Consider the following 10653-nt stretch of genomic DNA (forward strand, 5'->3'; position numbering starts at 1 on the left):
TATGAACGTAGCGGCATTAAGATGAAAGCCTACGTGGCGGTTCAAAAGCGATTGCTTTTGATGGCCTACGCCTTGTGGCGTCACGGGGTTGATTATGACCCTAAGTACTTAGCGAATCGGGCTGAGAAGGACAAAAAAATAGTCCCGACCAGCGGGACTACACGGGATCAATTGGCCGAAGCCGAGTTGTCCTACTTGTAGTCCAAAGATATGAAAAAAATCCTATCTCAAAATTTGCTTTTCACGACAGTACCAGCCGGACTTAATTCAGGCACGAGCGAAGTCCTCTTATTGAATTGAATAAAATAAACGTCGCTTTTAAAAGCCCACTGCTTTAGCTGTGGGGTTAACAGACAGAAATCAAATTAAACGAACCGTTTCAACGGTTTACTCGGACTAAAACCGTTGAAACGGTTGGGTACTGGAGGTGACTTTTTCTGAACCCACTAAAGCAGTGGGCTGGCAAGCGATTCGGTTAAGCGGTTAAATCAATTGTAACATCCCCAATGGGGTAAATGCCGTGAACCGGCTTTCAAACCAACTAGTGCCCCGTACTCATACCCAACTGGCCCGAATTCTGCTGGTAGCCGTCACCCTGGCTGTCGGGAGCGTGTATGGCTATTACTACGGTCGGGAGTGGGCGGCTAAATGGGCATTTGCGCACCAGACTGAGTTTGGGCTTGATGAACTGGTTCTGATTGCCATACCCCAAGCGGATCTTTCTCCAAACAATGACTTTCTGATTCATCAGGAAGAATTTGCGTGGCAGGGAGAGATGATTGACATGCTGCACCGCGAGGTCCGATCGGATACGCTGTTCGTTTACGGCTTCCGTGATGAAGCCGAAACCGAACTCCGGCAGGAAGCGGCATGGCTCTACCGCGATCCAAACCAGCCCGACCCGTTGTCTGATGCCCGAACCAAACGGGCCAGGTGGTGTAGTCCCTTCGTGTTGCCATACAAGGTTATCATAGCGCCGGTCTCTGATTCTATCCTGCCTGAGTTTACCCATTTGTTTTCGTTTTCTTCCCCTCGTATCCGGCTTCCCTTGCTGGATGTAACGGTTCCCCCGCCTGATTTATAGGTTTTTTTGTACGTAAAAAAACTTCTGTGCCGGATGGTATGGCTGTCGTTTGTAGACACGCATCGTCATGTCTGAAAAATGATACGCCCTTTCCGGCAGGAATTAATTTTTTCAATCATCAACCTGTATTCATGAGCTCATTTTATAGCAAATTTTTAGTTGGCCTGTTCCTATGCATGGGCCTGAGTGCCACCTTATACGCCCAAATGACCGTAACCGGTCGGGTAGTCGACCAAACGAATAGTCAGCCCATTGCAGGGGCAACCCTCCAGGTGAATGGCACGACGCGGGGCGCCACTGCTGACGATAAAGGGCAGTTTCAGCTCAACGTCAGCGAGGGCGAACAGGTACAGGCTTCAGCGGTGGGTTATCAGACCCAGACGGTTGGCATCAAAGCAAATACCCGCACCCTGACGGTCGAGCTGGAATCGTCCAACACGGAACTGAACGAGGTGATCGTGTCGGGGTATTCATCTCCCCAGACCATCCAGCGCATTCCCGGTGCGGTGGGGCTGGTGACGAGTCGCGATATTCAGCGGACCAACGGGATTCACCTGCAAAACTTCGTGAATCTCATCCCCGGCGTGAAAGTCGAGATGCGGACGGTAGCTGCCGGAAATCGTATCGTGATTCGGGGTTACGGCAATCAGACCAACTTCAACGGCGTGGGCTACAAAGCGTACCTGAACGACATTCCGCTGACCGACGGTGATGGTACGACGTTCCTTGACGATGTTGATTTTACTACGCTGGGTCGGGTCGAGATCCTGAAAGGGCCGGGTTCCAGTGCGTACGGCAACTCCATTGGTGGGGTTGTTAACTTCTACACCGAACGGGCACCCATCGGCAAAACGAGCATCAGCCAGCAGGTCTTGGCGGGTTCGTACGGGCTGTTTCGGACGAATACGTCCATCAAAACCGGTTCCGACAATACCAGTCTGAACATCAATTACGGCCACCAGCAATACGATGGTTTTCGGCTGCACGGGACATCCAAGAAGGATTTTTTGAGCATCACCAGTGATACCTACCTGAGTGCAAAACGGTCGATGTCGCTCTTTGTGGGCTACACGAATTCATACGATTTGCTGTCGGGGCAGGTGGACAGCGTGAACCTGCGCGTGCATCCAGATACGGCAGAGGTGGCTTATCTGGGCAACAACGCCAACATCAAAACGGAGAGTGCCCGTATCGGGATGAGCCACAACTACCAGTTCACCGACCGGTTCACCAACAAGACGACGCTGTTTGTGGGTGGGCAGGTGATCGACCAGCCGTTTGCGGCCGGGGTCAACAAAACGAACAAGTTTAAATTCGGAGGTCGGACGGTGTTTGCGTATGCCAACGAGGCCAGTCCGCTACGGCCAACGGTGAGCGTAGGGGCTGAGTTTCTGAAGAATTTCAACTACGCCAAAAGCTATGGACTGAGCAACAATATTCTGGGGGCTCTACGGTCTGATCTGGAAATTCAGGCGATGCAGTACAGCATTTTCGCCCAGGCAGCTTTGCAAATTGCACCCAAGCTAACCCTGTCGGCAGGGGCGGGGCTTAACTACGTCGAATACGGCATTGTGGATATGCGGGCGGCCACAGCAACCTATGTCAACGTGTCGGGTTATGACCGGTTCAACCCCATTTTGTCGCCACGGGGCGCGTTGGCCTATCAGGTAACGAACGATGTGTCGGTATACGCCAGCGTGAGTCAGGGGTATTCGGCTCCGGCCACGAATCAGGTGGTCATTGCGCAGACGGGTTTGGTGAACTACAATCTTCGCCCGGAACTGGGAACCAACTACGAAATTGGCAGCAAAGGCAGCCTATCGAATAAAGCGTTGAGCTACGAAATCGCTTACTTCAGCATGGCCGTTACGGACAAACTGATTCCGCAGAACTTCCCGGCAACCGCCAATCAACCGGCCTACACGCTGACGACCAACGCCGGTAACGTGCAGCACAACGGGCTGGAACTGGCGGTACAGTACGCCTATCGCCCAACTACTGGAGCCCTGTCGCTGATTCGCCCTTTTGTGTCCTATACCTACAGTGATTTTTACTATAAGGATTTCAAAAGTGATAACAACGGCGATAGCAGGACGGTCAATTATACCGGTAAAAAAGAGTCGGGTATTGCCCCCAATCTGCTCAATGCGGGTGTCGACGTGGAAGTGCGGCCCGGTTTGTACCTGAATGCCACGATGATGTACGTCGACCAGATGCCCATCACGCTGGCCAACTACCATTTCGCCCAGGCCTACACGCTGATGAACAGTAAACTGGGTTACCGGGGTGCGCTAAGCAAGCATTTTAACCTCGACCTGTACGTTGGTTCGGACAACATGCTGAGTAGTACGTATTCGTCGCTGGTATTCCTGAACCTGCCCAACCCTGCCAACAACCGTCCATTGTTCTTTAACCCCGCACCGAAGATTACGTTCTATTCAGGAGCTGTCCTGAAGTACACGTTTTAACCAGTAGAGACCGCACCGGCAAGGTATTGCCGGTGCGGTCTCTACATCATTTAACCACTGATTAATGAAAACACTACGAATAATAACCCTGATTACCCTTGCTACTATTACCCTCTCGGCCTGTACTTCCAGCCAGAAAGAGCAGACACAAACCGAAGGCAAACAGCGCATCGTGTGCGTGGCCAAGCAACTCACCGAACTGATTTTTGCCCTCGGTGCCGGTGACCAACTGGTGGGCATCGACCTGTCGAGTACGTACCCACCCGCTACCAAGGACATTACTAAAGTCGGTTACCACCGGATGCTGAACGCCGAAGGCATTATTGCCCTGAAACCGACGGTAGTATACCACGATGGCAACGTAGCCCCGGAAGCGGTGATGGAGCAGTTGAAAAAGGTGGGCGTGCCGATGAAAGTGTTCCCCGATGCGCACACCATCCCCGAAGTGAAAGCTCTGTTCGATTCGCTGGCCGCTCAGTTTGGGGCGCAGAAACAGGCCGACAGTCTGAAAACGAAGCTGGATGCCGACCTGGCCAAAGCTGCCGAAGACTTGAAGCAGTACAAGACCATGCCCAAAATCGCCATCATCCACTTCGGCCGTGTAATCAACAATTACCTGGTAATTGGTCAGGCGGGTACGGCGTCGTACATGCTCAATCTGGCGGGGGGGAAAAACGTGATGGACACGCTGAAAGGTATGAAACCCCTCAGCCCGGAAATCATCAGCAAAGCCCAGCCCGACATTATTCTGGTGACGGACTTCGGCTACGATCGGATGGGTAATGCCGATAAACTGGCTACGTTGCCTGGCATCGCGCTGACCCCGGCGGGGAAGAACAAAAAAATTTACCGTATCGAAGAGCACGACCTGATTTACCTCGGCCCCCGCACTGGTGAAAATGTGCAAATGCTCATGAAGTTGATTCACCAATAATGAAACGGTCATCCTTAACGCCCGGCAACTGGTATGGGTTACTCGCCCTGCTACTGCTGATTTGTATCATTGCTGCCCTGCGCATTGGGGCGGTCGACCTGACCTTTGCCGATATCGGCCAGATTCTACTCAATGGGATTGGCCTGTCGGATAATCTGGTCGATCCTGTTTCTCAGGGGTTGTTTTTGCAGATTCGGTTGCCGCGCGTACTACTTTGCGCTACGGTGGGAGCGGGGCTGTCGGTGTCGGGCGTGTTGATGCAGGCGTTGTTTCGGAACCCGATTGTGGAGCCGGGACTGGTCGGGACCAGCGCGGGTGCCGCCTTCGGGGCCGCGCTGGTGTTTGTGCTGGGCAAGAACATCAACTGGGCGTTTACCGATGCGCTGGGGCTGTTTCTGCTGCCCTGCGTCGCGTTCGTCTTCGCTTTTGGGGCTACGCTGCTGGTGTACCGGATTGCGTCGATGAGCGGTAAGGTGAACGTGGCGACCATGATTCTGGCGGGTATCGCCATCAACGCGCTGGCCACGGGGGGCACGGGTTTCCTGTCGTACATCGCCCGCGACCCGCAGGCCCGGTCCATCACCTTCTGGAACCTGGGCACTTTTTCCGGTGCCGACTGGACCCAGTTCTGGCTGGTGCTGCCCGTCACCGCTGGGGGTATTTTACTGGCCCTGCGGTTCACCAAAGCCCTGAACGTGCTGATTCTGGGCGAAGATGAAGTGCGACATCTGGGCTACAATATCGACCGGCTCAAGATTCAGGTGTTGCTGCTGAACACCCTGCTGGTGGCCGTCGGCACAGCGATGGTGGGCGTCATTTCGTTCGTGGGGCTGGTGGTGCCGCACCTGCTGCGGTTGTCGAAAACATCCGACAACCGCTTTCTGGTGATTGCGTCGGCCCTGCTGGGCGGGTCGCTGCTCACGCTGGCCGATACGGTGGCCCGGCGACTGGTGGCGCCCGCCGAGTTTCCGATTGGCGTTATCACGGCTTTTGTGGGTGCCCCGGTCTTTATCTGGCTGCTGGTACGCAATGCCCGGTCGTTTCAACGGGGAGGGTTCTATGCTTAGGGCCGAACACCTGTCGTTTCGCATCGGCCCGAAAACGCTGATCGACGACGTATCGCTGACGTTGGCCCCCGGCGAATTCACGATGGTACTGGGGCCGAACGGGGCCGGGAAAAGTACCCTGCTCAAACTCCTGACCGGTACCGAAACACCCCAAACGGGCCAGGTCTGGTACGGTGACCAGCCTCTCAGCGCCATCCCCCTCCCGACGCTGGCACGCCAAAAGGCGGTTCTCTCTCAACTCTTGTCGCTCCCCTTCGACCTGAACGTGACCGACGTTGTGATGATGGGCCGCTACCCGTATTTCGACCTGAACCCGACCCCGCTGGACAAGCAGATTGCCGATGACTGTCTGGATTCGGTGGGGATGCTGCCATTCCGGGACCGGGCGTTTGCGTCACTGTCGGGGGGCGAAAAACAGAAAGTGCATCTGGCGCGGGTACTTGCCCAACTCCACCGCCAACCGGGCGACGACTCCACCAAATACCTCTTCCTCGACGAACCTATTTCGGCGCTGGACATTCATTATCAGCACCAGATTCTGGGACTGGTAAGCGAACTGGCGACGCACAACATGGTTATTTTCGTCATTGTCCACGACATTAACCTGGCCCTGCAATACGCCAGAACCGTCATCCTGATGGACGAGGGCCGCATCGTAGGCATGGGCCACCCCGACGCCGTATTAACCGAATCCGCCATCGAAACCGTCTTCCAGCTCAAACCCTACTTCATGACCCACCCCGAAACCGGCCGACGGGTAATGATTGTGTAAGGAGAGGAGATTGTGCATACCCATGTCTGCAAGCAGGCCGAATATCGCCTGCGTATATAGAAAAACAGACCGTCGTTTATTATATTGCCTGTATAGACCCTGTTTTCGCCATGACCAACCGCTTGAGCCTTCATGCCAATAAGTTGACTTGGATAGTATGTGTCTTTTACCTGATTGCTTTATTCTGGATTCTGATTTTTAAACTGGGTGTGCGATTCTCCTACATGGAAAACAGAAGCGTCAACCTGATTCCTTTCCGCGAAGCGTTTGCCTTAAACGGTCGCCTTGATCGGGTGCAGGCTCTTGCGAATGTACTGATTTTTGTGCCGCTCGGCGTATACGTGGCCATGCTGGGTAAACGATTGTACGTGTGGAAGCTGCTTCTGCTACTTTTTGCCGTCAGCTTTTTGATTGAAGCCCTTCAGTTTATCTGCCGGATTGGTGCGTTCGATAGTACCGATTTAGTGACGAACACGTGCGGAGGCATACTTGGTTTATGGCTGGTTCATTTGATTCGAAGGGCGTTTAAGAGCGATCTGGCAGCGCAACGGTTCATAAATGTAGCGGCATTAATAGGCACAATCCTGTTGTTTTCATTTCTCATCTTGCTGAAATTAAATAAGCTTCCTATTCGATATCAATAGAGGGGCAGGTAATAAATAGTAAGGACGTTGGAGCAGCGACTCACTTACGCCCGCCAAAGCCATTACCGACGGTCTTTTTCAAGACTATCTCATCATGAATTTATATCTCTGGTAGGAAAGGCACTTATGAATAGTGTATCCGGATAAATAGTAACAGACTTTTAATACGCAGGAAACCGACCCCTATCTTATTTGCTTCGTTGAGTAGGTTTGCTTAAAGTAGGCTTACTGTCAGAGACGGTACTGATTGCAAAAGGAATCTGCCATAAACAGAAAATACAACTCCCTGTTGCCCGCTATGGCGTTTGTCCATTTAGCCGGATTACAACTCGGGGGCCTTTCCGCTTTGGCACAGGGGCCGGGTCCGGGGTAACGACCATCCCTGCCTCCTATACCCGTAAAGGGCGATACGACCCATACCTTATCCAAACACTTTACGCCAGCCTCTGCCGCAAAAAAAGCACCCGATGCAAATGGATTTATTCAGCGCTGGCTCATGCTGGAACCCGTGAGAAAAGACATTGCCCGAAACAACATATTCACGGATAACTGCCTCAGAACTGTACTGCGCTTGAAACGCTTTTTAAAACGCTCATTGACCGCCATCGTCATTGCCCGGCCCGTTGGTAATACAAAGCAGAAAAGGCAGTTTTCAGCCCGTCACAAAGGTTTTACAATTCCTTTACAATGTTTTACCGGGCTTTTTCGATTCCTGACAGCAGTAGCTATAGTTTTGGTTCGTTGCTTAAAAAAAACAGAAACCATGAACGTTAAATCATTTATCCCCGTCGTGCTGCTACTGGGCGTAGCGGCCACATTTGCCCAACGCGCTCCGTTAGGCGTATCGATGCAAACAGGTCGAAGGCAGCCCGCCACCTCCTGCCATGATCCGTTGAAGGACAACAAACCGATCAATGAGGCCACGTTCTCGGTTGTTAGTCGGGGCATAGTGACCATTGTACCGGGTAAATCAGCAACGGGATGCGCCGGGCCAATTCCGTTCCGTGTTTATCTGCGCCGGAACGGTCAGGTTATTCAGCAGGGCGTCTCGGACACCACCCGGTCGGTGATGAGCATTGAGGTGGCTACTGTGCTGGCCCTCGCTAAAATGGGTGATGACCTGGTGATTGAACCTACTCAGGCAGGCCATGCCTCCGCTAAACGGACAATCAGAGTCAGACCCGTGTTTAATGCTGATTTATTCTCATTTTTGAGGACTCCAAAAGACGGATGTTAACAGACCGGTATACCCCGTACGCATGAAAAAGATAGTCCTCGTTCTGTCGCTGTTGGTTGCCGGTCTGCTGTTTACGCAGTTTGCCCGGCTACCAGCCGCTACGGGCCGGACTGACTTTACGCAGCAGGCGAATCTGGCCCTTCGGCGCACCGCGCATCACCTCCTGCGCGACGCCGGTGACACGACTTCCCGGATTCCGGCGGTGCAGCAGGTCGGTACCGCTACATTCCAGATTCGGCTGGATCACGCGCTCAACTATAAAAAGCTACCGGCCCTATTACAGCAGTCACTGGCTCTGTATGCCCTTGACGATCCCTACGACGTAGCGGTTCTCGACTGCACAGCAGGCACGTTACAGCTGGGCTACACCGTGGCCGACCTGACTCAACAAAACGACGTACCCTGCGTGGGTCGAGACCAGCAAACAGGGTGCTACACCATCCGGGTTTCGTTTACCGGGCGGGCATCTCAAAACCAGCTACCCATACCCTGGGGCCTATGGATAGCTGGTTTCGTAGTAGTCGGTGGTGCTTACATACTCTGGCAGAAAAGCAGTCGAACCACCCGCCCTCCGCTATCAATGGACTTGGCACGGGCAGAATCCGTCCCGTTGATTCAGGTGGGCAACCTGACGTTCGACGCGCTTAACCAAACGGTTGAGGTTGCTGACCAATCCTATACGCTCACCTATCGGGAAGCAAAACTACTCCACCTGTTTCTTCGCCATCCGAATCAACTGTTGACCCGCGACTTTATCCTTAAATCGGTCTGGGAGGACGAAGGCATAATCGTAGGCCGCAGCGTCGATGTGTTTGTATCCCGACTCCGCAAACACCTGAAACCCGATCCTGGCCTGCATATCATCGCTGTTCACGGCGTGGGTTACCGGCTGGAAGTTCGTGGGTAGTACCGTTCGAACCCTGCGTTTTCAGTGGAGTTACACGCTGCTGAATGTAGCGGGCCTGACCTGTTGGCCGGAACGGTTCAATTCGAACAACACCCCAAATCACATTTGCTTCCCACCAGTCGCCCACTAAATTGTTCAGGTCATTGGACCCGTCCTGTAAAAACACCCGGATGGGTTTGGGTTCATACTTCCGAATCAGAGTCGGGTAGCGGTCGGCCCCCGCAGGGATACGTACGAGCCGATGGCACTGAACACCCGCGAAAAGGCTTCTGGACGCTCCCAGGCGGCCGTAAATGCACAAACCTCCCCATTGCTCGACCCAACGATGGCCTGGTCGTTACCGATTTTCGAGTGCTCGACGGAGGCTGAATCCAGCGGATATGATTCAGTGGGTGCCTGGGCCAGCACGGAGATGTATCCCAGCAGAAAGATGACAGACAGGCGTTTTTTTTGTGGCACGAACAGCAGTAGAGTCAGTGACTATCCCGGCAAGTCCCTGATTTCCAGGTTCACCCAAATGGTGCATGACTATTTCCTGAAGACATGCTGACTGATGAAGAAAGGAGTAAATTGCCTGGTAAAGACGCGTTTGTGTCTAAAATCAGGACACGGATGATACCGATTACAGCCATTTTTACTGACCAACGATAGCAGGGCTTTTTTGTAAAAGTGCCGTAGTCGGGCACGGTCCGCTGATAGATACTAGGCTTATCGGTGAAAATCTGTTCAATCGGTGTCATTCGTGTTCCCTGTCTTTTTTGCTTCAAAGCCCTGTATTTACAGCCTAACCAGTCTGAATTATGAAAAAGGTTATCATCTTTTTACTGGTTTTAGAGGGGATTGCAGTAACAATTCCAATTACTTCCTATGCACAAAAGCTAAATCAGGGCGGGGCTCTAGACATTCAACGGTTATTTTTATCGGCAGACGCATTAACACAGCAGTCCCGGTACGATTCAGCAACCGTTCAATTAATGAACGCATTACGCATTTCGAGTAAAGCTAATTTAAAAAGTAACGTTGCCATCGCTTACGACAAACTGGCCGAATTAAACCAGAACATTGGAAAGTTAAAGGAGATGCAAACGTTTGATTCGTTGTCATTACCTATCATCAGGCAATTGAAAGATACTACGTTATTAATCAATGTGTATAACCGGGCTGGTATCGTAGCCATGGAGCGTGGAAAAAATAAGGAAGCTGAAACACATTTTACTGCTGCACTAAACCTGAGTTCTAAAAAACCGGCTTCTAAAAAAACGGGTGCAATTCAAAATGTCGCTATGCGGCCATCGCATAGTTGATTGGCTCAATCTGCTGACGAACCAAATTCCATCGGTTGCTCATCAGGCAAACGCGCAAGTTTAGAACACGCTGCGCACCCCGAATACTCCAGCGTTGCCCAGACCGCTTCAACCGTCGTTGCATCACCGTTCGGTGAGCTGATTCGATAGCCCCAGACCCAATCAGAAGGCCCCGTTTACGATACGTTTTATAGTCCATCCGGTCGCGATTCGTTTCCAGATAGGCATAGACCGAA

The 10653-nt window shown here is 52.5% G+C and carries 10 protein-coding genes and 2 pseudogenes; 10 read left to right on the forward strand and 2 right to left on the reverse strand.

Translation table 11 applies throughout. The features are described 5' to 3' along the window. The 9 genes and pseudogenes from B157_RS39285 to B157_RS0107400 form a co-directional block, all read left to right on the forward strand. A pseudogene (locus B157_RS39285) lies at positions 1-201 on the forward strand (IS110 family transposase); the annotation flags it as partial. A 343-nt stretch (positions 202-544) separates the two neighbouring features. After that, positions 545-1084 carry a hypothetical protein gene (locus B157_RS0107365; protein ID WP_020602717.1) on the forward strand — a complete coding sequence of 180 codons (540 nt, stop codon included), beginning with the start codon at positions 545-547 and terminating at the stop codon, positions 1082-1084. 131 nt (positions 1085-1215) lie between these two features. Continuing rightward, a complete protein-coding gene (locus tag B157_RS0107370) occupies positions 1216-3552 on the forward strand; it encodes a TonB-dependent receptor (protein WP_020602718.1) in 2337 nt (778 codons plus the stop codon). 64 nt (positions 3553-3616) lie between these two features. Continuing rightward, positions 3617-4486 carry a heme/hemin ABC transporter substrate-binding protein gene (locus tag B157_RS0107375; protein WP_020602719.1) on the forward strand — a complete coding sequence of 290 codons (870 nt, stop codon included), beginning with the start codon at positions 3617-3619 and terminating at the stop codon, positions 4484-4486. After that, positions 4486-5553: a FecCD family ABC transporter permease gene (locus B157_RS0107380; RefSeq protein WP_020602720.1), complete on the forward strand. Its 1068-nt coding sequence runs from the start codon at positions 4486-4488 to the stop codon at positions 5551-5553. The genes B157_RS0107375 and B157_RS0107380 overlap by 1 nt, the downstream gene beginning before the upstream one ends. Continuing rightward, a complete protein-coding gene (locus B157_RS0107385; RefSeq protein WP_020602721.1) occupies positions 5546-6325 on the forward strand; it encodes a heme ABC transporter ATP-binding protein in 780 nt (259 codons plus the stop codon). The genes B157_RS0107380 and B157_RS0107385 overlap by 8 nt, the downstream gene beginning before the upstream one ends. A 110-nt stretch (positions 6326-6435) precedes the next feature. Next, positions 6436-6969, forward strand: a complete 534-nt coding sequence (locus tag B157_RS0107390; RefSeq protein WP_020602722.1) for a VanZ family protein — start codon at positions 6436-6438, stop codon at positions 6967-6969. Between the two features lie 763 nt (positions 6970-7732). Then, positions 7733-8206 carry a hypothetical protein gene (locus B157_RS38090; protein ID WP_157618333.1) on the forward strand — a complete coding sequence of 158 codons (474 nt, stop codon included), beginning with the start codon at positions 7733-7735 and terminating at the stop codon, positions 8204-8206. Between the two features lie 22 nt (positions 8207-8228). Continuing rightward, positions 8229-9113, forward strand: coding sequence for a winged helix-turn-helix domain-containing protein (locus tag B157_RS0107400; protein ID WP_020602724.1), 885 nt, complete (start codon positions 8229-8231; stop codon positions 9111-9113). 195 nt (positions 9114-9308) lie between these two features. On the opposite strand, the gene B157_RS39640 is transcribed toward B157_RS0107400, so the two are convergent. Then, a complete protein-coding gene (locus tag B157_RS39640; protein WP_020602725.1) occupies positions 9309-9572 on the reverse strand; it encodes a hypothetical protein in 264 nt (87 codons plus the stop codon). A 341-nt stretch (positions 9573-9913) separates the two neighbouring features. On the opposite strand from B157_RS39640, the gene B157_RS0107410 reads away from it, so the two are divergent. Next, positions 9914-10417 (forward strand): tetratricopeptide repeat protein, encoded by a 504-nt coding sequence (locus tag B157_RS0107410; protein ID WP_020602726.1) that lies wholly within the window; start codon positions 9914-9916, stop codon positions 10415-10417. Here B157_RS0107410 and B157_RS37320 read toward each other — a convergent pair. After that, a pseudogene (locus B157_RS37320) lies at positions 10395-10653 on the reverse strand (ISLre2-like element ISRsl1 family transposase); the annotation flags it as partial. The gene B157_RS0107410 and the pseudogene B157_RS37320 overlap by 23 nt on opposite strands.

The sequence above is a fragment of the Spirosoma spitsbergense DSM 19989 genome (assembly GCF_000374085.1).
Lineage (GTDB): Bacteria > Bacteroidota > Bacteroidia > Cytophagales > Spirosomataceae > Spirosoma > Spirosoma spitsbergense.

What these genes read in the sequence shown, in the direction of transcription:
- B157_RS0107385 (WP_020602721.1), top strand. Translation starts at nt 5,546, where the DNA reads ATGCTTAGGGCCGAACACCTGTCGTTTCGCATCGGCCCGAAAACGCTG.
- B157_RS0107400 (WP_020602724.1), top strand. Translation starts at nt 8,229, where the DNA reads ATGAAAAAGATAGTCCTCGTTCTGTCGCTGTTGGTTGCCGGTCTGCTG.
- B157_RS38090 (WP_157618333.1), top strand. Translation starts at nt 7,733, where the DNA reads ATGAACGTTAAATCATTTATCCCCGTCGTGCTGCTACTGGGCGTAGCG.
- B157_RS0107410 (WP_020602726.1), top strand. Translation starts at nt 9,914, where the DNA reads ATGAAAAAGGTTATCATCTTTTTACTGGTTTTAGAGGGGATTGCAGTA.
- B157_RS0107380 (WP_020602720.1), top strand. Translation starts at nt 4,486, where the DNA reads ATGAAACGGTCATCCTTAACGCCCGGCAACTGGTATGGGTTACTCGCC.
- B157_RS0107370 (WP_020602718.1), top strand. Translation starts at nt 1,216, where the DNA reads ATGAGCTCATTTTATAGCAAATTTTTAGTTGGCCTGTTCCTATGCATG.
- B157_RS0107390 (WP_020602722.1), top strand. Translation starts at nt 6,436, where the DNA reads ATGACCAACCGCTTGAGCCTTCATGCCAATAAGTTGACTTGGATAGTA.
- B157_RS0107375 (WP_020602719.1), top strand. Translation starts at nt 3,617, where the DNA reads ATGAAAACACTACGAATAATAACCCTGATTACCCTTGCTACTATTACC.